Genomic DNA, 25,044 nt, shown 5'->3' with positions numbered 1-25,044 from the left:
CTGGGAGCCTAAGTGGCTAGGCGCGCCTGGCTTAGTTCCTTTTTCCAGAAAGGTCACTTACTCCGGTGCCGTATATCGGGTCATCGGCCCAGCGCCGGGCGAGTTGTTCGGCGGTGTAGATGATGCGCATCGGGTTGCCGCCGACGAAGCTTCCGGCGGGGACGTCCTTGTGGACAAGGGTGCCGGCCGAGACGATGGCGCCGTCGCCAATGACGACTCCGGGCAGTATCGTTGAGTTGGCGCCGATCATGACTTCGCTTCCGATATGGACCTCGCCCAGCCTGTATTCCTTGATCAGGTATTCGTGGGCAAGGATGGTTGTGTTGTAGCCGATGACGCTATTCTGACCGACGTTGATTAACTCGGGGAACATGGTGTCCGGCATGACCATCAGGGCGAATGAGGTCCTGTCGCCGACCTTCATTCCGAGGAATGTCCGGTAGAGCCAGTTTTTCATTCCGATGAACGGCGTGTAGCGAGCAATCTGGATTATGATGAAGTTTTTGGCGACTTTCCAGAACGATACCGTTTTGTATACCTGCCAGAGGGAGTTTGCGCCTTCGACAGGGTATCGTTTCGTGCGCCTCATTGCACGATTTCCAGGATGTCGGCCATGCTTTCAAGCATGAAATCCGGTTCAAACTTTTCGAGGTATTCGCGGCCTTTTAACGACCAGGCGACCGCGGCTGTTTTCGTGCCGGCGTTTTTGCCTGCAAGAATGTCGTGGTAGTTGTCGCCTACCATGATAGCCGTTTCCGGTTTCGATCCAAGCTGCTCGAGGGCGAGCATGATCGGTTCCGGGTCGGGCTTTGCGTTGGTGACATGGTCAAGGGCGATGATGACATCGAAAAATTGGTCAAGCTTGGAGAGCTTCAGCCCCTTTAGGACGACATCGTGCATTTTCGTGGTGACGATGCCGAGTTTGTAGCCGCCTTCCTTCAGCGCCTTTACCGTTTCAAATACGCCGGTGAATTCCTTGACGAGCAGGTCATGGTTGGCGTGGTTGAAGTCACGGTACGTGGCGATCATTTCCTCGACAGCTTCCGGGTTCATCGGTTCGAATGTTTCCCGGAGTGTCGGGCCCATGAACGGCAGAACATCGTCACGAGTGTATTTATTTGGGTAATAGCGGTTAAGGGTGTGCATGAATGAGTTGATGATCAGGTCGTTCGTATCAATCAAGGTTCCATCAAGGTCAAACAAGATTGTATCTATTCCATTGGCAAACTTCATAAGTTAACTTCCTTTCTTTTAATAACACCTGTTTGCTTCCAGATCGTGCCGACGATTAGCGTCAGGAGAACGGCGACGCCGATTCTAATAAGTAGGAGCGGCCAGACCGGAATGCCGAGCGGGATAAATATCAGTGTGTCCTCGACGACGGCATGGCAGGAGACGAGGAAAATGAATGCGAGCGTGGCATCCTTTTTGCTGACCCCATCCTCTTTTACAGCCTGGATCATGACGCCAGCCCCGTAGGCAAGGCCGAACAGAAGGCCCGCCGCCATTGTCGTGGAGGTGTTTTCCTTCATGCCGAGCGTCCGTGTCATCGGCGCCATTGTTTTTGAAAATTTGCCGAGCCATTGCAGGTCCTTCAGGATTTGGATGGCGGCCATGAGCGGGATGACGATCATGGCAAGCTGAACGATGCCTAGGCCAGCTTTTTCGACGGCTTCGAGAAGAATGTTCAAGACGCCTGAAGCTGGTTCGGCCTTCTGCTGGATGAATCCGTAAACCGCCTGGCTTCCGCCTCCGTGCCAAACGAGGTTGATGACAGCGGCCGAAACGAATGCCAGTCCAAGCCTGACCGTCAGGACAACCCAGAGCTTTACGCCCGCCTTGAGGGCAACGGTCGACTCGACAAGCAGATTATGCGAAAAACTCAGCATGACGGCGAGAATAAACACTTCCTTGACGCTGAAGTCGAGGGTCAGGATCGCCCCGATTGCCGCGTACAGGTTGAGAATATTGCCAAGGACGAGCGGGATGGCCGCGTCGCCGGGCAGGCCGATCAGTTTCATCAAAGGGCCGATTGCTTTTATCAGCCATGCCAAAAGAGGCGTATATTGCAATATTGAAACGGCTAAAGTGACAGGAAAGATGACTTTACCCAGCGACCAGGTTGTCTTTATGCCAACGAGCAAGCCCTTTTTGATTGAGTTGATCAGCATTGCTTCTCTTTTCCCCTTTGTGCGTGATGTGTGTAGACAAATTTATTTAGAAGATCGTTTTAAGCTGATAGACTTATCTAACATGTCTGCATAAACTCGATGAAGACATGTTTATTCATTTGAAAAATCTGGATTACAAAACTTCAATTGCTGTTTAAATTCCCTGTATTTGGACACCGAAGCTCGGAAATCTCTATTCGCTGTCCAAACCATGCTTTATTTGGACACCAAAGCTCGGAAAACTCTATTCGCTGTCCAAATCCATGCTTTATTTGGACACCAAAGCTGCGAAAACTCCATTCGCTGTCCAAATCCATGCTTTATTTGGACACCAAAGCTGCGAAAACTCCATTCGCTGTCCAAATCCATGCTTTATTTGGACACCTAAGCTGCGAAAACTCCATTTGCTGTCCAAATCCATGCTTTATTTGGACACCTAAGCTCAGAAAACTCCATTCGCTGTCCAAATCCGGGCTTTATTTGGACACCGAAGTTCATAAAACTCGATTCGCTGTCCAAATCCCCACCTCATTCAGACTTCGAAGCTGAGAGTACACAACTACCTCGTGTCCCGATGATGACACTTTCAAACGGAAAACCCTATCCAAACTGTCTCCAAATTAAATGGCGGCTTTGCCGGGCTGAATCCAACGTACTACTTCCCTTTCCCGTCGTCATCAAGATACCTGGCGTCGGCAAGGCCATTTTTGCGCCGGTAAACGATCAATCCAACGGCAAGCAGAATGAGACCGATCGATAGCAGCTGCGAGACCCTGATATCACCGAGCATCAGGCTGTCAGTGCGCATCCCTTCGATGAAGAAACGGCCAATTGAATACCAGATAACGTATGCCAGAAAGCTCTCCCCGCGGCGCAGGTTGACGCGGCGCAGGAATAGCAGCAGCGCGAAGCCGGCGAAGTTCCAGAGCGATTCGTACAGGAATGTCGGATGGTAGTAGTGCCCTTCAATATACATTTGGTTAATGATCCAGTCCGGCAGGTGCAGGCCTTCGAGGAAAGACCGCGAAACCTCTTCCCCATGGGCTTCCTGGTTCATGAAATTTCCCCAGCGGCCGATTGCCTGGCCAAGGATGATGCTTGGCGCCGCGATATCAGCCACCTTCCAGAACGATATACCCCGCGCTTTCGTAAAGAAATACGCTGTCAAAACGGAACCGATCAGCGCTCCGTAGATGGCGATTCCACCGTTCCAGATTTTTATGATGTCACCAGGGTTTTGGGCGTAATAATCCCATTGGAAAATAACATAATAAATACGCGCCGAAATAATCGCGATTGGGATTGCCCAGATAAGCAGGTCGGAAAAGGTTTCTTTTGGCAGCCCCCTGCGGTCACCTTCCCTCATGGCGAGAAATAAAGCCAGCGCGAGCCCGGTTCCGATAATGATGCCGTACCAATGGACTTGGATAGGGCCGAGGTCGATCGCAACCGGGTTAAGCGGTGTAATCGTTTCTTCCATTCTCATTCTCCTTTTTTATCTCTCTTTTATTAAAATTGGCAAGCAGCCTTAAAACTCTTGCGGCCCGCCTTCCCGGATGACGCCGGAAAGCTTTTCACTAAACTGCTTGGCCGCATTGACGCCCATTCGCTTCAGCCGGAAGTTCATAGCGGCAACCTCGATGATGACAGCCAGGTTTCGTCCAGGACGGACAGGAACCGTCAGTTTCGTAATTTCGGAATCGATGATTTTCAATTTTTCGTCGTCAAGGCCGAGGCGGTCATATTGCTTATCTTGGTCCCAAATTTCAAGGTGAATATTTAAAATGATTTGTTTGTTGGTACGGACGGCTCCAGCGCCAAACAGCGTCATCACATTGATGATGCCGAGTCCACGTATCTCGAGGAGATGCTCGATTAGCTCAGGCGATGTACCAATCAACGTATCCTGGTCCTCCTGGCGAATTTCAACACAATCATCGGCGACTAGCCGGTGGCCGCGTTTGACGAGTTCGAGCGCGGTTTCACTTTTACCAACGCCGCTCTTTCCGGTAATCAGGACCCCCACTCCATAAACGTCTACCAATACGCCGTGGACCGCGGTTGTTGGTGCGAGCCTGCTTTCCAGGAAATTAGTCAGGTTCCCGGAGAAACGGGTTGTCTTGAATTTTGTGCGCAGCACCGGAACGGATTCCCGCTCAGCTGCTTCTATTAATTCATCCGGAACTTCAAGGCCCCGGGTAATGATGATTGCAGGTGTAATATCCGTGCAAAGCTGCTCCATCCTTAAGACTCGGTCGCTTCCCTGCAATTTTTCAAAAAAAGACAGCTCGGTCATCCCAAGCAGCTGGATGCGCTCGGCTGGATAATAATTAAAATAGCCGGCAAGCTCAATGCCCGGCCTGGACAAGTCGCTCGTGGTAATCGGCCTGTCAATTCCTTCCTCGCCACAAATGAGTTCAAGGTCAAACTTCTCGTATATATCCCTGGTACGTACTTTCAGCAAAGCCGTTCCTCCTTCTCTTCTGGCGCAGCCATTCACTAGATTCTATCTATTTTAGCACTTTTTTGGCCGGAACAAAATCAAGCTGTCCCATTTAATAAGGCACAGCCCTGTGGTATAGACAACTAATCCAGCAATACGTATACTGAAGGTATTGCAGGAAGAACGTATTTTAGGCGAATGGAGCTGGTTATCGTGGCCACCTTACTGAAAATCAAAGGCAGAATCGTTTTTGAAAATGAAGTTAAAACAAATCATTTCGTCTATATAGAGGATGGAAAAATCGCCGCGGTTGGCCCTTTGGCTGAAGCCGAAGGAAAATACCGGGATGCGGATGTGTTTGAAATCCAGGAATCGGAAACGGTCGTTCCAGGGTTTATTGACCTCCATATACATGGCGCGGCTGGGGCTGATACAATGGACGGAACGCATGAAGCGCTTGGGACAATTGCCGGGGCGCTGCCCGCGGAAGGAACAACCGCATTCCTGGCAACGACGATCACCCAGGAACATGGCAATATCGAGCAGGCGCTGAAAAATGCGGCGAGTTACTGTGAAGCCGATAACGGCCCCGGCAAGGCCGAAGTTGTCGGGATCCATCTGGAGGGGCCATTCATCAACGCAAAAAGGGCCGGGGCCCAGCCAAGGGAATACATCATCGATCCGGATATCGACCTGTTCAAACACTGGCAATCTAGCGCCGCAGGCTTAATCAAGCTTGTCACCACGGCGCCTGAGCTAGAAAATGGAACAAAGTTCATCGAATATTTGGCGGGCACCGGCGTTGTCGCCTCCATCGGCCATACGGACGCTGTCTATGAAGAAGTCGAAAAAGCGGTCAAGGCAGGGGCTAAGCATGTAACCCATTTGTACAACGGAATGCGCGGCATGCACCACCGCGAACCTGGTACTGCCGGCGCGGCGCTCTTGTTCAAGGAGCTGCTTGTTGAAATGATTGTCGACGGAATCCATATCGCCCCTGAAATGGTGAAGCTGTCCGTTTCGGCGAAAGGACCTGAGGGAATGGTCCTTGTTACAGACTCAATGAGGGCGAAATGCCTGAATGCGGGCGTCTATGACCTCGGCGGCCAGGACGTGACCGTCGGGGATGGCCGCGCCGTTTTGGCGGATGGAACGCTTGCCGGGAGCATTTTAAAAATGAATGAAGCGGTCCGTAACGCGGCTGATTTTTCCGGCATCAGCCTCCTTGATGCGGTCCGGATGGCAAGCGTCAACCCGGCCAGGCAAATAGGTATATTTGATACAAAAGGCAGCATCGCTCCTGGTAAGGATGCGGACCTCGTCGTCCTTGATGCCGGCATGAATGTCAAAGCCACCTGGTGCCGCGGCGTACTGACGCATCAAAAAGGAAATTAAGGCCACGCAACAGTTTGGAATAAGTGTAATTTTTGCGAAGAGAAAAAGATTTGGAAAGAGGGATTAGGATGAAAATTATTAAAGTTGCAGACAGTACGGAAATGTCAAAAACCGCCGGGGAAATGATCGCGGAAAAGGTGCGCGCCAATCCGGAGATTGTCCTTGGGCTCGCGACGGGCGGTACGCCGGTTGGAACTTACCAGTATTTGATCGAGGATCACAGGAAAAAGGGAACTTCCTACAGCAGGGTGTCTTCCGTGAACCTTGACGAATATATCGGCCTGCCGAAAACCGACCCCAACAGCTACTACTCTTTTATGAAAACAAATCTATTTGACCATCTGGACATTAATCCGGAACAGACTTTCATTCCGGATGGATCGGCGGCTGACCTTGAGGAGGAATGCGCCAATTATGAAAGGAAAATAGCCGCGCTCGGCGGAGTCGACCTTCAGCTGCTTGGAATCGGGCGCAACGGCCATATTGCCTTCAATGAACCGGGCACTCCTTTTGAAAGCAGAACGCATGTCATCTCGCTCGCCGAGGATACAATCAAGGACAACGCCCGCTTTTTCTCCTCCCCTGAGGAAGTTCCGACTAAGGCAATTACGATGGGAATCGCAACCATTCTTGAAAGCAAGGAAATTATCCTCCTCGCTACCGGAAAGTCAAAGGCAGAAGCGCTTTACAGCCTCGTTAAAGGGGAAGTTACCGAAGACTTCCCGGCTTCCATATTGCAGCGACATGGCAATGTGACAATCATTGCCGATGAGGATGCCCTCAGCCTGATTTAAGGAGAATGTTCCATGGTTAACAAAAAATCGAGCATCCCCCTATACTTCCAGCTTGAAGAGCTAATTCGGCAGGAAATTGCAGCGGGTTCGCTCAAGCCGGGAGACAGCATCCCTTCTGAACGGGAATACGCGGAATTGCATGAAATCAGCCGGATGACTGTCAGGCAAGCAATCAACAATCTTGTATCAGCCGGCATTTTATACAGGCAAAAAGGAAAAGGCACGTTTGTCTCCACTCCCAAAATCGAGCAGGAGCTATTCGGGCTGACTGGCTTTACCGAGGATATGGTCGCCCGGGGCATGAAACCGGAAAATCGGCTTCTTTCGTTCGCGGCTGTCTCCGCTAACCAGGCAATTGCCGATGCGCTTTCTGTACAGGAAAATGAACTGCTTTATGAAATAAAAAGGATTCGGCTTGCGGATGGGATCCCGATGGCAATCGAAACCGTCTATATGCCAAAGCAGCTTGTTCCCGGGCTCACTGAAAACCAGACGGCTTTTTCTGTATACAGTTATATTGAGGATGTCCTCGGCCTGACCATCCTTGATGCCACCCAGGAAATTGAAGCCTCTGCAGCGGGACCCGTAGACGCCGGCCATCTTGGCATTAAGGAAGGCTCGCCAATCCTTCTGATCACCCGCACGTCAAGGCTGGGTGATGGCACCCCGTTTGAATACGTCCAATCGGCCTTTCGGGCTGACCGCTATAAATTTATCCATAACCTGAGGCGGAGCGGCAAATAGCTCTGTTTTGGCAGCCGGATCGCAAACCTCCTATAAATGATGATGAAAGAGCTGTAATGGCTCTTTTTTTGTTTTATTCTCCTACACCATTACAATGGGTATAGGAATTTTTTAAATGGAGGTCCACAATGGTTACAGCTATTTTTTTATTCGTCATTGCCGGCCTTGCGGAAATTGGCGGCGGCTATTTGGTTTGGCTCTGGCTGAGGGAAGGCCGCCCTCTCATGTACGGGATTTTCGGCTGCCTCATCCTCGTCGTGTATGGCGTTATCCCTACACTGCAAAATTTCCCCTCGTTCGGCCGCGTATATGCCGCTTATGGGGGAGTATTCATTATCCTGGCGGTACTTTGGGGCTGGGGGATCGACCGGAAAACACCGGACTTTTATGACTGGCTGGGAGCCGCCATATGTTTGGTTGGCGTTTTTATCATGCTGTGGGCGCCTAGGCACTAGAAATGATGGCTATTTTAAAGGAATTTCATATAAAAAATAGCTGCTTGTCCATATCCACCTTTGGAACTTTTTCATATTTTAATTAGAGAAAGAGTTACGAAAGGGGGTTATAATTTTATGAAGTTTATGCTGGATGCTGGCCATGGGTATTCGACAGCGGGCAAGCGGAGCCCTTCGGGAATGCGGGAATATGAGTTTAATAGGGCTGTGGCTGCCTATACGAAAACGGAATTGGAAACGTATCTGGACGTTACAGTGTACTTTGCCCATTCGGACGACCGGGATGTTCCTCTTCAGGAACGGACAGACAAGGCAAATGAATTGAAGGTTGATGCTTATATTGCGATTCACGCAAATGCGTACCAGGATACATGGAACAGCGCGAACGGGGTGGATACGTTCGTCTACGTTACAAAACCAAAGGATGCCTATGAGCTTGCCTTAAAGGTTCAGAAAAATTTGGTCGAGAAAACCGGTCGGCGTGACCGCGGCGTAAAGACGGCCAATTTCCATGTCCTCCGCGAAACGAACATGACCTCGATTCTTACGGAATGTGGATTCATGACAAACCCGGAAGAGGAGGCCCTTCTGCGTTCCGACTCCTATAGGCAGGTATGCGGAAAGGCAATTGCATCCGGGATTGCCGAACATTATGGATTGAAGAAGAAACCGACAGCGCCCGCGCCGGGCAGCGGAGCTCTTTATCGGGTTCAGGCGGGTGCTTTCCGTGATAAAGGAAACGCCGACGATTTGGTTAAAAAACTTTCCTTAAAAGGATACGAGGCCTTTACTTCAAAGGACACAGATGCCCTTTATAAAGTACAGGCAGGCGCCTTTGCCAAAAAGGAAAATGCCGATGATCTTGTAAAAAGATTAAAGGAAGATGGATTTACCGCATTTGTTTTTCAAGGATAAGAACAGGAATGGACAACCTAAATAATTTTAAACAAATGCCTTTCAACCTGTGGGCAAACGAAAAAAGCGCGGCCGCCCGCGCTTTTTCTTTTGGAATCTATTTCCGCTTTTTATCCAATACAAATTTCTGGATAATAATGTTCACCAATGACAGGATGACTGCCGCGAAGAGCGCCATGCCGAAGCCGGAAATATCGAATGCCGGCCCCATGAGCGCGTCTGTAAGCAGCAGAGTCACCGCATTGATCACGAACAAAAACAGCCCGAGTGTCAGGATGGTAGCCGGCAAGGTGAGCAAAATGAGCACTGGCCTTACGAGCACGTTCAGGATTGACAGCAGGAAACTGGCAACGATGGCGGCGCCAAAGCCTGAAAGCCGGAATTCATCGTCAAAATACCCCGCGATTGCCATGAACAGTACCGCATTTATCCCTATTCCAATCAGCCATCTCATTTTTAGCCCACCCTTTCGTAACCCATCAAGACTTTATCTTTTTAAAAAAATTCAAGCCGCGCCCCAAATCCTTGATGGCATGGGGTCGTCATGGCGCTAAATCCAATTAAAGGTCATCTTTCCTTGATGCATCCGCCTTTTTGACAGTGATTCCGCCGGTTTTCGTTTCGGCGATAATCCGGGATGTCCCGCCATCAGGCTGAATCGTTTTAAAGCGAAGCATTTTCTGGATCATTTCGCTCTTTTCTTCAAGAAGCTGAATCCTGTCAAGGTCAACCTGGAAACCGCCCAAATTGGACCTTAACTCGCCATCGACCGCCTGGCCTTCCGGGACATAAATGTCAATGCCGCCGGTCGCCGCTTTCGCCGATAGGAACTCGCACGCGCCTTGAATCTCACAGGTGATTCCACCTGTAAAGGTTCTCAAATCGGCGGAATGGAACGATCCATCCAGCTTGATGCCGCCATTGATCGTTTCGGCCTCAATCTTTTCAACCTCGCAGCCCTTAAGTTTAATATGTCCATTTCCCGTCTCGGCTTCGAGTTTTCTTCCGCTTATTCCTTTAAAGGAGATTTTTCCGCTGCCCGTCTTTGCTTTTACATCGGCGGCGCGAAGGTTTTCCCCGGTAACCGGCCCGTTGAACAATTTGGCGCGGACCTTCTCATATGACGCATCCGGGACATATAGGACAGTATCTACTTTCATCCATTTATTGTTTGTTAAAAATCTAAGCCTTCCTTCGACGACATCGAAAACAACCGCTTCAAGGAGCGTTTTCCTGGCATCATCCTGGTTCTCAACCCGGTAAATCCGTGCTTGGCACTCGGCTCTGACGTTCGGCTGATCCCATGGCGCAATTTTCAGCGAGCCGTTGGCAATGCTAATATCAATGTCAGTCAGGCTCACGGCGTTTTGGTGGAAAATATGAGAAATCTCCACCGATTGGCCAAAATTGAAATCCAAATCCAATTCCTTGATTTTTTTAATCGCGGTGTCCAGAAGTTCAAAAAGCTTATCCTTAGATGTTTGCGACCTGTACGGCTCCTCGCTTGCCCTTTTGCTACCAGAATCCTCATGCACGACTACAGAAAGCTCATTCCTCAACTCCTGCTCCCTCTGGCCGGCGGACTGGGTTGACTTTTCAAGCTCCTCAAGCAGTGTAATGGCTTCCACCGCAGATAAACTGCCTCGCTCGACCATTTCCAAAATCCTTCTCCGTTCATCCTTCACAATTAACTCCCCTTCCTCCACTATTCCTTCACATAAATTTAAAGAATCAGCCAAAACAGGGATGTGTGTTTTTAATACCGTTTTGCAAAGTTCTTACAGTCTAAAGTTCCTGGATTGCTTTTATGCCTTTCACAACATTCCAGATGATTACGCCTACCGACAGGATACCATACACGCCCATCCCGAGTATCGCAATCACAAATCCCGCATCTGACCCGGCACCCGCCATCGCACCTAGCATCGCAATCGGAATCGCCGCGAATGGTATTAGATGCGATAACAATGCCTTCTTGGCGTGTTCCTTCGTGATTGAATCATCCGCTACAAAATAAACGACAATCGGAAACAGGAATGGTGCAAAAAAGATGCTGAAATAGCATAACCCGGACAGGATTTTCCTTGTATCCATAACACCAGCCTCCCTTCCCTTTATTACGGGCCTTTACCTAAAAAGTTTCAGGGACGATTTATTTTTATATCACAAATCATACCTCGCCGTCCGATGCCTGCTTTCAAAGTAGCGCTGCAGCCCGCCCGCGAACAGGTTGATGAAAAGAAGGGTGAGTCCAATCGCGCCAATCCCCGCAAACGGAATCCATTTGTAGATTCGTACATCATCAAGGATTGAGGTGAAGATCATCGGCCAGGTTGGCGAGGTGTTGACAACTTCATAAGCCGTTCCCCATTCGTTCATCATGAATTTCTGGCTGATGAAAATAAAAACGATGCCAAGCTGGGCAAGCAGGAAAAGCGTCCTGCCGATATCATTTATAACCATTACAATAATATTTGGTATGACGACAGGCAGATAATAATTCCTGAACAATGTATACGGTGAACATCCTGATACAATCCCAGCTTCGATATATGGCCGTTTCTCGGTATCCCGCAAATGCGTGTGGATAATTTCCGCGGCCCGCCCCGTTTCCAACAGGGCAAGGATTAGAATCATATAAACGGGCCTCCATTCAGAGAAAAAGATAAACGGCAGGCCGGAAAAAAACGATACAAAGAAAATTGGCGGCATGAATGAAAAGAGCTGTTGCCAGCCATTCATGACCCCTTCCATAAATTTGGAATAAAAACCTGCAACCGCAAGCGGGACCGCGAGCACGTAACGGAGCGCGACAACACTCAGGACAATCTTGAGTGTTTCTCCTGTGCCCATAATGAGCAGGCTCAGGATATCGACCCCTTTATGGGTGCTTCCCAATGGATATCCCTCCATTGGCGGGAATGGAACAAGGATAAATTTCCCTTCATCCGTCCTGATTGCTCCAATTTCCTTCAGTTCCGTATCTACAAATGGCAAATGCGGTCCGGCCACAGCGATGACACCCAAGAGGACGAGAAATAAGGCACCTGTCCAAAGCCTCCAGTTTTTCTTCATCATGATTCATTCCTTTCAAGCGGAGACAGAAGGTTTTTTCCAATTTCGCTGATTATTTTGGACAGGAAAATAACCGATGTAAACAGGAAGATGTACCCCGCGGCACTGTAAATATTGATTGGATATTGCTGCTGGCCAATCGCAAAAACGAATGGCGAGGCGACGGATTGGAAAAAGAAGTAGGCCGCGCCCCGGTAATTCGTCAGGAATTCAACGATAAATAAATTTGAAAGTGTATAAAGGGTAATCGTATTCGTGTGGCTGAGGATTTTCGGAAAGCAATTCTTCAATACATGCGTGTAGAGAACCTTTAATGAAGATGTCCCTTTAGAAAAAGCTGTCTTGATATAATCCATTGCCTGCTCATCGCGGATGCTTAAAAACGTTATGTTCGCAATGTAAAAAACCGGATAGATAGAAAGATAAATGATTCCGAGAATCGTCGTGCTCATCGTGTCGCTTCCGTAAACCCTCATGTAAGGCAGAAGGCCCCAACTGTACGCTGTCATGACGCCAATTTGGATCATTATGATTAAAAACAGGTCTGGAATCGAAAGAAAAAACCTGGACAATGTTTCACCGAATATCCTAGTCTTCCTGTTCCTGATCCGGTAATCGAAAACGCCCTTGGCCACACCGCCAAAAAGGCCGATGAATAAAGCCGGAATGGCGATTTTCATACTCTTTAGGAATGTGCGCTTTATGCTGTCAACCCGCGAATGGCCTTCCATTACATCCCCCAGGCCTTTGTTTTCCTTGATATATGCAAAGAATTCCTTGAATTGCCCGGCATGCTTCTCAAGGGAATATTCGTAATTCGCCCCAAGGAATTTCCCCGCACGGCCTTCCTTATAGATGATATCCCTTGGTAAAAATAACAGCGCCAAGAAAAGAGCCATCACAAAAACCCAGATTACTCCCTGCGTAACTAAAAATTTCAACATCTTTCTCACATCCCCCTAGGATTGAAAATAGCATCTAGATAGGTTAAATCAAAAATTTTATTCTAATAAACCTTGCGGTTGATTTCCGCTCCAGGCACACGCTTTCCGCGGGGCGTCAGTGGAGCCTCCTCGGCGCTAGCGCCTGTGGGGTCTCCACCTTGCCGCTGCATCCCGCAGGAGTCGGTGCCTTCCGCTACAATCAACTAAGATTCCAAACTTATTGTGAAAAAATTTATTTCAACCTATATAGACCCTTTTTTACAGAGCTAGTTCAGTTTTGGTTAAGCTCCATCTGTTTTTTTTGTTTTATTTATTTTACATAAACTTCATAATTGTTACAATTTTGGTAGAAAGATGCAACAAAAACAAAAATATAGTTTGCCAAAAGGTTAGATTTTACTGGGCATTCCTATTTAGTTGACGATTTGGAAGAAAAAAAGGATACAAAACCTCGTTTAAGAATATTTGTCTCCAAACACGAAAAACGGGACCTCCCTTAAAATGGGCGATCCCGTTTTTCCTATCTTACTTTAGCTGTTTGTTTTTCCGTACCTTCGACTTGTTTTAGCATCCTGGCGCGGTCGCGTTCGAGGATTGGCTTTAGATAACGGCCGGTATGCGATTCAGGGACTTCCGCTACCTGCTCGGGCGTTCCGGTTGCCACAATCGTTCCACCTTTGTCGCCGCCTTCAGGGCCAAGGTCGACGAGATAATCGGCCGTTTTTATGACATCAAGGTTGTGCTCGATGACAAGGACCGTGTCCCCGTTTTCCACCAGGCGCTGCAGGACGCTCAGCAAGCGGGAGATATCATCGACGTGCAGGCCGGTAGTCGGCTCATCGAGGATATACATTGTCTTGCCGTTTGAGCGCCTGTGCAATTCGGAGGCAAGTTTAACCCGCTGCGCTTCCCCGCCGGACAGAGTTGTCGCTGGCTGGCCTAGTGTCACATAGCCAAGGCCGACATCGGCAATCGTCTGGAGTTTGCGGCTGATTTTTGGATGATTGGCAAAAAACTCAACTGCGTCATCTACGGTCATATCAAGGATGTCAGAGATATTTTTGCCTTTGTATTTCACTTCGAGTGTCTCACGATTGTATCGTTTCCCGTGGCATACCTCGCATGGCACATAAACATCCGGCAAAAAGTGCATCTCAATTTTGATGATGCCATCGCCGCGGCAGGCCTCACAGCGTCCTCCCTTGACGTTGAAGGAGAAACGCCCCTTCTTGTAGCCGCGCACCTTCGCTTCATTTGTACTCGCAAATAAATCGCGGATATCATCAAATACCCCAGTGTACGTTGCCGGGTTGGAACGTGGTGTCCGGCCGATTGGCGACTGGTCGATATCGATTACTTTTTCAAGGTGCTCGATGCCCTTGATGCTTTTGTGAGCACCGGGCTTCGTTTTGGCCCTTTGAAGTTTTTGGGCAAGTGACTTATGAAGAATTTCATTTACTAGCGTACTTTTTCCCGAACCGGAAACGCCGGTGACAGCCTGAAACACGCCAAGCGGAAACTTGACAGAGACATTTTTCAGATTGTTCTCGGCAGCGCCCTTAATTTCAATAAATCGGCCATCCGGCTTGCGCCGTTCGATCGGAAGCGGAATGAACTTTTTGCCGGCCAAATATTGGCCAGTCAATGACGCCGGATCGTTCATCACTTCCTCGGGCGTTCCAGCTGAAACAATCTTTCCGCCATGAACCCCGGCACCCGGACCGATATCGACCAAGTAATCGGCAGCGAGCATCGTATCTTCGTCGTGCTCAACAACGATTAAGGTATTTCCGATATCACGCATGCTCTGCAATGTGCTGATTAGTTTATCATTATCGCGCTGGTGAAGGCCTATTGACGGCTCATCAAGAATATAGAGTACCCCGGTCAGACGCGAGCCAATTTGTGTTGCGAGCCTAATCCGCTGGGCTTCACCGCCGGAAAGCGTTCCGGCCGCTCTGCTCAAATTCAGATAATCCAGGCCGACATTCACCAAAAAGCCGAGCCGCTCATTGATTTCCTGGAGAATGAGTCTTGCAATCTGTTTTTCTTTTTCAGTCAGGTCAAGGGATTGGAAAAATCGCTTTGCTTCCTCGACAGAAAGCTCGCTTACTTCTCCAATATGCTTGCCTGTAATAAGGACAGCCAGTGTTTCTTTCTTCAGCCTGTATCCATGGCAGGTTGGGCAAGCCTGTTGTCCCATGTACTTTTCCATCTGTTCGCGGATCCAGTCGGAACTTGTTTCCTTGAAGCGGCGCTCGACATTGCGCAGGACGCCTTCAAATACGATATAGCCATCCTTTACCTGGCCAAAATCATTCCGGTAACGGAAATAGATTTTTTTGCCTTCCGATCCATATAAAATCCGGTCCATCTGGTTTTTAGGCAAGTCCTTTACCGGAACATCCATATCGATGCCGTAATGGTCGCTGACAGCCTTCAGAAGCTGCGGATAATATTGCGAAGAAACAGATTCCCATGCGGCAACTGCATTTTGATTCAAGGTCAGTTCCTTGTTCGGGATAACAAGGTCCGGATCGACCTCCATTTTTGCACCTAACCCGTCACATTCAGGACAGGCGCCGAACGGGCTGTTGAACGAAAACATCCTCGGTTCGAGTTCGCCGATGGAGAATCCGCAGATTGGGCAGGCATGGTGTTCGCTGAACAGCAGTTCCTCTTCGCCAATGACGTCGATGACAACCTTCCCATCCCCAAGCTGAAGCGCAGTTTGAAGTGAGTCCGCGAGTCTGGCCGCGATTCCTTCTTTTACAACGACACGGTCTACGACAACGTCGATCGAGTGTTTCTTATTTTTTTCCAAAGCAATTTCGTCGCTTAAATCAACCATTTCCCCGTCAACTCGGACGCGGACGAATCCCTGTTTCTTTATATCTTCAAGCACCTGGACATGAGTCCCTTTCCTGCCCGACACGACCGGCGCGAGGACCTGCAGCCTCGTCCGTTCAGGGTATTCCAAGATCCGGTCGACCATTTGCTCAATCGTTTGGGATGATATCTCAATTCCATGGTTCGGGCATACGGGGCGCCCTACACGGGCAAAAAGAAGCCTTAAATAATCATGAATTTCTGTAACCGTCCCGACAGTAGACCGCGGATTCCTGCTTGTTGTTTTCTGGTCGATCGATATCGCCGGCGAAAGGCCCTCGATTGCATCGACATCCGGCTTGTCCATTTGCCCAAGGAACTGACGGGCATAGGCGGACAGCGATTCGACATAGCGGCGCTGCCCTTCTGCATAAATGGTGTCGAAGGCAAGCGAGGACTTTCCGGATCCGGAAAGTCCTGTCAAAACGACAAGCTTATCTCTCGGAATGGTGACATCGATATTTTTTAAGTTATGGGCTCTGGCGCCTTTCACAACTAGTTTATCCATTGCCATGTATGAGTCATCCTTCCGCTTTTAACTCTAGAATTAAATCGCGAAGCTCGGCGGCGCGCTCGAAGTTGAGCGCCTTTGCTGCTTCCTTCATTTCTTTTTCCATATCGGCAATTACGCGCTCGCGGTCCTTTTTGGCCAGCTTGGCGAGTGATTTCGCCGGTGAATACGCTTCGCCTTCCTCGGCGGCCTGCGTGGCGCGTATGGCGGCGCGTATGTCTTTTTGAATCGTCATCGGCGTAATACCGTGCTTCCTGTTGTATTCTTCCTGGATGGCGCGGCGGCGCTTCGTTTCTTCAATCGCAATCTGCATGGAATTGGTCATCTTATCCGCATACATGATAACGTGCCCGCGTTCGTTCCGCGCCGCGCGGCCGATTGTCTGGATCAGTGAACGCTCGGAACGGAGGAAGCCTTCCTTGTCGGCATCAAGGATGGCGACAAGCGACACTTCCGGAATATCGAGGCCTTCCCGGAGCAGGTTGATCCCAACAAGCACATCATATTTGCCAAGACGGAGTTCCCGGATGATTTCAATCCGTTCCAGAGTCTTAACTTCTGAGTGCAGGTATTGCACTTTAATGCCGATCTCCTTCAGATAATCGGTCAGGTCCTCGGACATCTTTTTCGTCAAAGTCGTCACAAGGACGCGCTCGTTCCGCTTGACCCGCTCGTTGATTTCGCCGATCAGGTCGTCAATTTGCCCTTCAATCGGGCGAACATCAATCAATGGATCCAATAGCCCGGTCGGCCGGATGATTTGTTCGACCATTTCCGGCGTATGTTCGATTTCATACGGTCCCGGCGTCGCCGAAACGGCGATAAGCTGATTGATATGCTGCTCGAATTCCTCGAATTTCAGCGGACGATTATCAAGCGCGGACGGCAGGCGGAATCCATGGTCAATCAGCACCTGCTTCCGGGCCTGGTCTCCATTAAACATACCCCTGATTTGCGGCAGCGTAACATGGGACTCGTCGACGACAATCATAAAATCGTCCGGAAAATAGTCGAGAAGCGTGTATGGCGTCGAGCCAGGCGGCCTGAGCGTCAAATGGCGGGAATAGTTTTCGATGCCTGAGCAAAAGCCCATTTCCCTCATCATTTCGAGGTCATAGCGGGTCCTCTGCTCGAGGCGCTGGGCTTCCAGCAATTTTTCCTCGGCACGGAGTTCCTGCAACCGTTCTTCCAGCTCTTTTTCGATATTATCAATAGCGAGCCTCAGCTTCGCTTCCCTCGTAACGAAGTGGGAAGCCGGGAAGATAGCGACATGGCTGCGCTCGCCGATGATTTCGCCTGTCAGGGCGTCGACTTCACGGATGCGTTCAACCTCGTCTCCAAAAAACTCGACGCGGACGCAATGCTCGTCTTTTGACACCGGGAAAATCTCGACAACATCGCCCCTTACCCTGAAGGTCCCCCGCTTGAAGTCGATGTCGTTCCGGGCATACTGGATGTCGACGAGCTTATGGAGCAGCTTGTTCCGTTCGATTTCCATTCCGGTCCGGAGGCTGAGCACCATTTCCTTGTATTCTTCCGGAGAACCCAAACCATAAATGCACGAAACAGAAGCGATGATAATAACGTCTCGCCGTTCGAATAAAGAAGAAGTAGCCGAGTGGCGAAGCTTGTCAATTTCATCATTGATGCTCGCGTCTTTTTCAATGAATGTATCAGTCTGGGGCACATAGGCCTCCGGCTGGTAGTAATCATAGTAACTGACAAAATACTCGACGGCGTTGTTTGGGAAAAATTCCTTGAACTCACTGTACAGCTGTCCGGCGAGTGTCTTGTTGTGGGCGATTACCAGGGTCGGTTTGTTTACCTCCTTGATGACATTGGAAACGGTAAACGTCTTGCCCGTACCCGTCGCGCCGAGGAGTGTCTGCACGCGCTTATTTTTGTAAATGCCGTCGACAAGCTTTTTAATGGCTTCCGGCTGGTCTCCCTCCGGCTTGTATTTGGACACTAATTCAAATTGGTTCTTCACGTTTCAGAACCTCCAATTCTTAAAATAAGTCGTCTATCGGCAAACAAGATGTATGGTTTCGTCACTAAACAAGTTGGTGTATGGGCGGGCCATTCGCCGCCATTCATATATTGAACAGTATGCCCGGCACAGGGTTGCCTTCAAACCGGCTATGGCCTGTCTGGACAAACTGAAAGGATGCCGGAATTTACAATTCCGGCATTGCCAAAAATCTTATAAAAACATTCTACCACAAAGGAGAGGATGCAAACCAACTTTATACGAACAAATATTCGATTAAATTTTTGGGTTTCCTGCTTTTATCGGGAGTTTTTTTATAAAAATGGCAAAATTGCGGGGTATGCAAGCCAAATTTTCGCGGGCAACAAGGAGCGGTGGCCAATTTTTCAAAAATTGCCCGGGACGGACGGGGCTACGAAAAAAAAACCGCCGAAGAGTCTCTGGCGGGGAATCAGGCTTTTTTTTCGGTTGGTTTCGGGATTAATAGCGAAGCGGCCCAGAAGCCCGCCGTTAGCGAGAAGGCATCGACGATGATGAGCCCCCAGCTGTTTGTATAGCCTTTATAGACGGAGGCGGCAATGAGGCCGACTGTCAGGGCGAGTCCGATGACACGGTTGTAGGTGACCCTTGCGAACAGCATGACCGCCAAGCCTGGTAGGAAGAATGCCGATAGATATTGAATCACCTTTTACCCCCCCCTTTCTAATTGGTTTATTGCGTCAGTTTAGCCAGTTGAGCTTCGTCAATGCCGCGGCCAGGTCCGGTTCGAATTCGGTATTGTTAAAGTTAATTCCCAGGGTGACGGCGGCCTGGGCGACTTCTGGCCTAATACCGGAAAGGATCGCGCGGATGCCAATCATGTTCAATCCCTTGAATAATTTTGATAACTCACATGCGACGGCCGTGTCCATTTCAGGTACGCCTGACATGTCAATGACGAGCTTGTTGATGCGCATCGCGGCGCTTTGGTTCAGGACGGATTCCAGGATATCGGAGGCCCGGTCCAGGTCGATTTCCCCGATGAGCGGCAATACGCCGGTGCCCTTTGCTACAGGGATGACCGGAGAGCTCAGTTCGTAGATGATTTTTTCCTTTTCGGAAATCTGCTTGTTGTAGACTTCGTAATAATGCTTGGTAAATAAATCAATGACTTTGTCAAAGGCGAAGTTGATTTGCCTTGACCAGCGGAAAATGTCTTCGAAGGCGAGTTCTTCCTCGGATTCATGCGCGAAATTTTCGATAAACAGTAAGATGACGCTCCGGAAGATCCCGAATTGCTCAATCACCATGTGGAGCGGTACGCCCGTGTTCACCCTGTCCTCCGAAACCATACGGGTCCAGGGGATGATGCCCCTTTTGAATTCCTCTTCTTCCTCTATAAAAACCTTGGTTATCCCTTCAATGAAAAGCCTGTTTCGTTCGCGGAGCTTATTTATGAGCTCAGGGGATGCATCAACAGAGTAAGGCGAACCTGTTTTTTCATTCCTGCGGCTTAGCCACTCCTCCGTCATCTCGGAAGAATGGGAGAGTAGATAAGTATAAAGTGCACGGTCTAAGTCTTTCATGGTTCCCCCCGTAAACGTTTGTAATTCTCTATTCTATCATACCTGAAACAGCTTTAATTTGCATTAAGGGGTGCCTGTTTTAAATTTACGCTGGGTCGACAGGGTGGCCGCGCGGAAAAATCGGGTAATGATACAGTGAACCTTCCATAAGCAGCGGTTTTTGCTTAGTTCAGGTGAACCAATGAAAGTGCAGATTGAGAGGTGGTTAATGATATGGACGAGTTGCTCAAGGAGACGGCGCATCGGCCCTATCCCCTGCCGGATGCGCCATGGCTGATGACCCAGACTTGGGAAAACCTGCTGTTTATGCATTGGCCTGTGGATGCCGCCTTGGTGAGGGAGCTTGTCCCAGTGGAATTGGAGCTTGATACGTGGGATGGCGAGGCATGGATTTCGATATCACCGTTCCAGGTTAAGCACCAGCGATTCAGGATATTGCCGGAAATCCCGATGCTGAATGAGTATTTGGAGTTGAATGTGAGGACGTATGTAAAACGGAACGGAAAACAGGGAGTCTGGTTCTTTTCGCTTGATGCGAACCTGGCACCGGCGGTGTTCGCCGCGAACGGGCTGCTTGCTCTTCCGTATAAAAATGCGGAAATGTCGTTTGACAAGGAGGACCATCCCGGGGAAGCCTTAAAAATGTATGAAGGAAAAGATGGCGCGGGGGCCAATTTTAACAAAAAGAAGGGTTTCCGGTTTATGAATAGCCGGATAACGGGCGAGGATTGGTTCGGCCGGTTCGATTGTTCGTATCGGCCGGTTTCGGAGCCTGGATTGTGCCAGTCGGGGACGCTTGAGCATTGGCTGATTGAGCGGTATTGCCTGTTCACGACACGGGATGGCAAGGTCCTCCGCGGCGATATCCATCACCTGCCTTGGGATGTTTCCGCAGCTGAGGCCTCGGTCTCTGTCAATACGATGTGCCCTGTGCCGCTGCCAAGGGAGCCGCTGCTTCAGTATTGCGAGTCGAAAAAGGTGCTGATGTTTCCGTTTGTGGAGGATTGACTTTATTTTATAGTTCGAGCATGTCAGAAAGGAAGCCTTATTTGGGACAGCAGCATGAGCTGTCCCTCCCCTCGGGTAATTCCATTTTTGAACTTGTTCCTTTATCAACCTTCGCAAAATTTGACGAACGGACAGTATTTACATGTTCTCTTTTTTCCTATTACATTATTGTTATTCCCCTAAATAATGTAAGGATGTGAGAAATGAAGACTTCTACTAAAAACCATTGGCTCTTCATTGGATCCAAGATTCTTATCGCTGTTTTAATTCTATCAATGATAGCAGGCTGCCAGGAGAAAGATGCCGTGACGGCCGAAAAGAGATTCATTGCTCCGACCTCTCCTGAATGGCTTTACGCGAATGGGCAATGGAAAGAGGTTGCAAAACCCGACGGGGATAAAGCGATGCAGGGATGGCTTGACGGGAAGAACGGCCGGCATTATGGAAGGCGGGCAAGGATTGAGACAAACAGCAGCTTCGCCACATTGAAACAACGCGGCATTGGCGGAACAGTCTTCATTTTCGTTGATGGAAAACAGGCTGTGACTCAAAAACTTGATGTGGACGGCAAGCCTGTGGAGATTCCGATTTACAAAAATAAAAAGGGATGGCACCAGATTGAAATCGGCTTTTCCAACTTAAGCGAGATAGACGGCCTCTATATTAGCGAGGGGGCAAAGGCCAGGAAGCCGGAAGAAAAAAGGAAAAGGCTTGTTGTCATCGGCCATAGCCACGCAGACGGGACAGGCACCCCAAATATGGGGATGGAATCAATGGCTTCCGTAATTGGCGACATAATGGAGGTTGAGAGCATCAACCAGGGAATTGGCAGGACCGACATTGATATTTCTTCCCCTCCCGGAGACAATAACAGCGCCCTCGGACGGGCCAAGGAGGATGTAATTGATCTGAAACCGGATTATGTCCTCTCGATTTACGGGTTCAACTCCATCTCTACAATCTACCAGGGAAAAATAACCCACGAGCAATATCAAGAAAAATATATGGAATTCATCAAAGCTATCCATGACGCGCTTCCAGATACAAAGGTTTTTGCGAGCGCCATCATGGCCACACCTTCCTACTCGGATGAAGAGCTCAAACCATATAACGAGGACATAAAAACCGCCTGTTCCAAAGTGCCAAACTGTACGTACATTGATATGACAGGAAAAATGAATGAAGGCAATTTTGATACGTATATGGCGTCCGACAGGCTCCACCCGAGCACGGAAGGGCAAAGGTACCTCGCCGAGGAATACGCAAAATCCATATCAGCCGCGATAGGCGAATAATAAAGAGGCCAATCCGCCGCCGTTTCCCGGGCGCCGAATTGGCCTTGTTTTTGTGGAACGCTATGTAATGAACTGAAAATGCCTAGACGAAGCTGCTGCACATGTGCTTGAACATTTGCCCGATACGGTTAAGTCCGTGTTCCCTACCTGTCCGGATCCTGGGGATCGAGTATTCTTGGGCGCTTGTTTTTAAGCGGGATGGGCGACCTGAACACAACGTCCCGCAACGCCTTGATATCAAACGGGATAAACGGCCACAAATAAGGAACGCCGAAGCTTTTCATGCGCGCCAAATAAATGATGACGAGTGTAAACCCGACAACAAGCCCGAAGGTATGGAACAATGCAGTTACAATGAGTAAAAATAGCCGGATAAGCCTGTTCGCGAGGCTCAGTTCATAGCTTGGCGTCGCGAATGTGCCAATTGCAGCGAGCGCCAAATACAGGATAACCTCATTCGTCAGGAGACCGACTTCCACTGCCACCTGTCCAATCATCAATGCGGCGATAAGTCCAAGTGCCGTCGCGAGCGAAGTCGGTGTATGGATCGCAGCCATACGCAGCATATCAATCCCAATTTCAATTATTAAAAATTGCAGGAACAAAGGAATTTTGCCGGGGTCATTCGGCCCGATGTATTTCATGCTTTTCGGCACCAGGCTCGGGTCGATTACGAGCAAGTACCAAAGCGGAAGCAAAAACAGGGACGCCCAAACGGCGAAAAACCGGACGATCCGCAAATAGGCGCCGACAAGCGGCTTATTCCGGTATTCCTCGGCATGCTGAAGATGGTGCCAATACGTTGTCGGCGTAATCAAAACGCTTGGCGATCCGTCAACCAGAACGCAAACATGCCCTTCGTACAGGTGGACCGCGGTCGTGTCGGGCCTCTCCGTATACCTGACCGCGGGGAACGGGTTTAACTGGCTTCCGGTAATGAATTCCTCAACGGTTTTCTCCGCCATTGGCAATCCGTCTGTATCAATGTTTGACAACTTGTCCTTTAATTTATCTACCAGTTCCCCGTCGGCGATGTCCTCGATATAGCAAATGATCATATCTGTTTTTGACCGCCGTCCCGCCTGGATGTACTCCATTCGGAGCGTCCGGTCGCGCACACGCCTTCTGATCAACGCGGTATTGAAAACAATTGTTTCCACGAAACCATCGCGTGACCCGCGCACAACCCTCTCCGTATCAGGTTCCTCGGGCCCCCTGACGGGATAGGTCCTGGCATCGATGATGATAACTTCGGATGCCCCTTCCACCACAAGCGCCGTCGGTCCCGCCAGCACCATGTCAACAGCCTTGTCCAGATCATCCGTCGAATCAAGCTCGATGTAGGGAAGGTACGACTTCATGAGCTGCTGGATTGTCGCGTCTTGAAGCTGGTCCTCCTTTAAATTCGCCATGAACTTCAGAAGGAGATGGAGCATATCATCCTTGACGAGCCCATCCACCATGAACAGCGCCATTTTGCGCCCGGCATATTCCACTTCCAGATGGATGACGTCGAAGCTTTTGCCTACCCCAAGCTCTTTTTTAAAAAAATCCACATTCGCCCCAAGGCTAGTGCTTACTTTATTTTTCACGTCCGCTTTCATTTCCCACCTCGGCACACCCTGCCCGTTCTTCCATAATATACATACCATCTTTGCCATAGTGCCGGCCGTTCATACTATTGAAGGGTGGCAAGACAACCGCGGCTGTTTTAAAATTATCCGGATCATCAAAGGATTGTTGGCTTAAGCCGTTTAACAGGATCCGGATTTCAGGTTGGGCTGAGCAGTAAGGTAAATAAGGCACTTTTATAAATTGATAAAAAAAGACCGGCCGGGAAACCTTATTCAGGCTCCGGGTCGGTCTGTTTCTTTTGGACTTCCTGCTCGAGATTGTCGCGGAATACCTTTTCCGCATTTTTTACAAAGCTGCCTTGGTATATATTTTTCCCGTAAAAAATCTCGTCCATTTCCCATATAATGCTTTCGGTGATTTCCTGGCGCTGTTCTTCGGTGAGCTTATCCTTTGTATAGCCGAACAGGTAATTGTTCAAATCAAAGTCGCGGAGTTTACACTTCGTGTGGAAAATATGTTCCTGGTAGACATTCACATCAATCATCTGGTATCGGTCGATAACCTCGTCGGGAATATAATTCTGGATTGAGGAAATTTCATGGTCGATGAACAGCTTATAGCCTTCCTTGTCGCGCGTGAATCCCCGTACACGATAATCCATTGTCATCACGTCTGTCTCGAACGAATGGATCAGGTAGTTCAATGCCTTCAGCGGCGAAATTTCCCCACAGGTCGATACGTCAATATCGGCCCTGAATGTGCTGATTCCCTCGTCCGGATGGTATTCGGGATACGTATGGACCGTAATATGGCTTTTGTCGAGAGCAAGTGTAACCGCGGACGGCAGCGGACCGGGCGACTCCTCGAACACTTCGGTAGGCACCTCGACAACCGGCCCTTCCGAGACAAGCATCGTCACGCTAGCCCCTTGCGGCACATAATCCTGCTTCGCCACATTCAGCACATTCGCTCCAATAATGTCAGCAACATGCTTCAAAATTTTCGTCAGGCGATCGGCATTATATCTCTCATCAATATACTCAAGATATGCTTCCCGCTCCTCTTTCGTCTGGGTATAACAAATATCGTACATATTAAAACTCAAACTCTTCGTCAAATTATTAAAACCATGCAGCTCCACCCGCTGCTGCGGCGTCAAATCCATGATGAAACCCCCTCCGAAAGCTGTAAATATTGTTATAATACCCAACCTTTTGCCGAAAAAAACAGAACTTGAAAGAGCCTGCCCGAGGTGTTTTTTTAGGCGTATTGTTT

General features: G+C 49.3%; 24 protein-coding genes. 7 read left to right on the top strand and 17 right to left on the bottom strand.

Annotated features, from left to right (window positions below):
* Positions 1–31 precede the first annotated feature (31 nt).
* From DRW41_RS07495 to hprK, 5 genes are all read right to left on the bottom strand, one after another.
* Positions 32–589, bottom strand: a complete 558-nt coding sequence (locus DRW41_RS07495) for an acyltransferase (protein ID WP_115451351.1) — start codon at positions 587–589, stop codon at positions 32–34.
* Positions 586–1,233 (bottom strand): pyrophosphatase PpaX, encoded by a 648-nt coding sequence (gene ppaX / locus DRW41_RS07490; RefSeq protein ID WP_115451350.1) that lies wholly within the window; start codon positions 1,231–1,233, stop codon positions 586–588. Before ppaX ends, DRW41_RS07495 begins: the two co-directional genes overlap by 4 nt.
* On the bottom strand, positions 1,230–2,171 hold the full coding sequence (locus tag DRW41_RS07485; RefSeq protein WP_115451349.1) for a nucleoside recognition domain-containing protein: 942 nt from the start codon (positions 2,169–2,171) through the stop codon (positions 1,230–1,232). Before DRW41_RS07485 ends, ppaX begins: the two co-directional genes overlap by 4 nt.
* A gap of 655 nt (positions 2,172–2,826) precedes the next feature.
* Positions 2,827–3,651: a prolipoprotein diacylglyceryl transferase gene (gene lgt, locus DRW41_RS07480; protein WP_115451348.1), complete on the bottom strand. Its 825-nt coding sequence runs from the start codon at positions 3,649–3,651 to the stop codon at positions 2,827–2,829.
* Between the two features lie 48 nt (positions 3,652–3,699).
* Positions 3,700–4,635 carry an HPr(Ser) kinase/phosphatase gene (gene hprK, locus DRW41_RS07475; RefSeq protein WP_115451347.1) on the bottom strand — a complete coding sequence of 312 codons (936 nt, stop codon included), beginning with the start codon at positions 4,633–4,635 and terminating at the stop codon, positions 3,700–3,702.
* A gap of 177 nt (positions 4,636–4,812) precedes the next feature.
* Here hprK and nagA point away from each other — a divergent pair, with 177 nt between their 5' ends.
* The 5 genes from nagA to DRW41_RS07450 all read left to right on the top strand — a co-directional run bounded on the left by nagA (position 4,813) and on the right by DRW41_RS07450 (position 8,917).
* Complete coding sequence (gene nagA, locus DRW41_RS07470; RefSeq protein ID WP_115451346.1) at positions 4,813–6,009, top strand: N-acetylglucosamine-6-phosphate deacetylase; 1,197 nt, start codon at positions 4,813–4,815, stop codon at positions 6,007–6,009.
* A gap of 68 nt (positions 6,010–6,077) precedes the next feature.
* Positions 6,078–6,803, top strand: a complete 726-nt coding sequence (nagB, locus tag DRW41_RS07465) for a glucosamine-6-phosphate deaminase (protein ID WP_115451345.1) — start codon at positions 6,078–6,080, stop codon at positions 6,801–6,803.
* A gap of 12 nt (positions 6,804–6,815) precedes the next feature.
* Positions 6,816–7,547, top strand: a complete 732-nt coding sequence (locus DRW41_RS07460) for a GntR family transcriptional regulator (protein WP_115451344.1) — start codon at positions 6,816–6,818, stop codon at positions 7,545–7,547.
* Positions 7,548–7,675: 128 nt separating this feature from the next.
* Entirely contained in the window at positions 7,676–8,002 is a 327-nt protein-coding gene (locus tag DRW41_RS07455; RefSeq protein WP_115451343.1) for a YnfA family protein, read from the top strand.
* Positions 8,003–8,119: 117 nt separating this feature from the next.
* Positions 8,120–8,917: an N-acetylmuramoyl-L-alanine amidase gene (locus tag DRW41_RS07450; protein WP_115451342.1), complete on the top strand. Its 798-nt coding sequence runs from the start codon at positions 8,120–8,122 to the stop codon at positions 8,915–8,917.
* Positions 8,918–9,014: 97 nt separating this feature from the next.
* Here DRW41_RS07450 and DRW41_RS07445 read toward each other — a convergent pair whose 3' ends face one another.
* The 10 genes from DRW41_RS07445 to DRW41_RS07405 all read right to left on the bottom strand — a co-directional run bounded on the left by DRW41_RS07445 (position 9,015) and on the right by DRW41_RS07405 (position 19,891).
* On the bottom strand, positions 9,015–9,371 hold the full coding sequence (locus tag DRW41_RS07445) for a phage holin family protein (protein WP_115451341.1): 357 nt from the start codon (positions 9,369–9,371) through the stop codon (positions 9,015–9,017).
* Positions 9,372–9,477: 106 nt separating this feature from the next.
* On the bottom strand, positions 9,478–10,602 hold the full coding sequence (locus tag DRW41_RS07440) for a DUF4097 family beta strand repeat-containing protein (RefSeq protein ID WP_115451340.1): 1,125 nt from the start codon (positions 10,600–10,602) through the stop codon (positions 9,478–9,480).
* A 100-nt stretch (positions 10,603–10,702) separates the two neighbouring features.
* A complete protein-coding gene (locus DRW41_RS07435) occupies positions 10,703–11,011 on the bottom strand; it encodes a magnetosome magnetite crystal formation protein family (RefSeq protein ID WP_115451339.1) in 309 nt (102 codons plus the stop codon).
* 69 nt (positions 11,012–11,080) lie between these two features.
* Entirely contained in the window at positions 11,081–11,992 is a 912-nt protein-coding gene (locus tag DRW41_RS07430; protein ID WP_181884458.1) for an ABC transporter permease subunit, read from the bottom strand.
* Entirely contained in the window at positions 11,992–12,936 is a 945-nt protein-coding gene (locus DRW41_RS07425) for an ABC transporter permease subunit (RefSeq protein ID WP_115451337.1), read from the bottom strand. The genes DRW41_RS07430 and DRW41_RS07425 overlap by 1 nt, the downstream gene beginning before the upstream one ends.
* A gap of 62 nt (positions 12,937–12,998) precedes the next feature.
* Positions 12,999–13,139: a hypothetical protein gene (locus DRW41_RS22915; protein WP_181884457.1), complete on the bottom strand. Its 141-nt coding sequence runs from the start codon at positions 13,137–13,139 to the stop codon at positions 12,999–13,001.
* A gap of 317 nt (positions 13,140–13,456) precedes the next feature.
* Positions 13,457–16,339 carry an excinuclease ABC subunit UvrA gene (uvrA, locus tag DRW41_RS07420; RefSeq protein WP_115451336.1) on the bottom strand — a complete coding sequence of 961 codons (2,883 nt, stop codon included), beginning with the start codon at positions 16,337–16,339 and terminating at the stop codon, positions 13,457–13,459.
* Positions 16,340–16,346: 7 nt separating this feature from the next.
* On the bottom strand, positions 16,347–18,326 hold the full coding sequence (uvrB, locus tag DRW41_RS07415) for an excinuclease ABC subunit UvrB (RefSeq protein ID WP_115451335.1): 1,980 nt from the start codon (positions 18,324–18,326) through the stop codon (positions 16,347–16,349).
* A gap of 451 nt (positions 18,327–18,777) precedes the next feature.
* Complete coding sequence (locus DRW41_RS07410; protein ID WP_115451334.1) at positions 18,778–19,011, bottom strand: CsbA family protein; 234 nt, start codon at positions 19,009–19,011, stop codon at positions 18,778–18,780.
* Between the two features lie 34 nt (positions 19,012–19,045).
* Positions 19,046–19,891 carry an STAS domain-containing protein gene (locus DRW41_RS07405; protein WP_115451333.1) on the bottom strand — a complete coding sequence of 282 codons (846 nt, stop codon included), beginning with the start codon at positions 19,889–19,891 and terminating at the stop codon, positions 19,046–19,048.
* Positions 19,892–20,104: 213 nt separating this feature from the next.
* On the opposite strand from DRW41_RS07405, the gene DRW41_RS07400 reads away from it, so the two are divergent.
* Complete coding sequence (locus DRW41_RS07400) at positions 20,105–20,899, top strand: YqjF family protein (protein WP_115451332.1); 795 nt, start codon at positions 20,105–20,107, stop codon at positions 20,897–20,899.
* Positions 20,900–21,102: 203 nt separating this feature from the next.
* Positions 21,103–22,194, top strand: coding sequence for an SGNH/GDSL hydrolase family protein (locus tag DRW41_RS07390; RefSeq protein ID WP_115451330.1), 1,092 nt, complete (start codon positions 21,103–21,105; stop codon positions 22,192–22,194).
* A 143-nt stretch (positions 22,195–22,337) separates the two neighbouring features.
* On the opposite strand, the gene DRW41_RS07385 is transcribed toward DRW41_RS07390, so the two are convergent.
* On the bottom strand, positions 22,338–23,798 hold the full coding sequence (locus DRW41_RS07385; protein ID WP_115451329.1) for a spore germination protein: 1,461 nt from the start codon (positions 23,796–23,798) through the stop codon (positions 22,338–22,340).
* Positions 23,799–24,037: 239 nt separating this feature from the next.
* On the bottom strand, positions 24,038–24,934 hold the full coding sequence (gene speD / locus DRW41_RS07380; RefSeq protein WP_115451328.1) for an adenosylmethionine decarboxylase: 897 nt from the start codon (positions 24,932–24,934) through the stop codon (positions 24,038–24,040).
* Positions 24,935–25,044: the final 110 nt, after the last annotated feature.

The sequence above is a fragment of the Neobacillus piezotolerans genome, from assembly GCF_003362805.1.
Taxonomy (GTDB): domain Bacteria; phylum Bacillota; class Bacilli; order Bacillales; family Cytobacillaceae; genus Bacillus_D; species Bacillus_D piezotolerans.
Note: the sequence above shows the minus strand (reverse complement) of the source record. Positions and strands in the feature narration are given on the sequence as shown.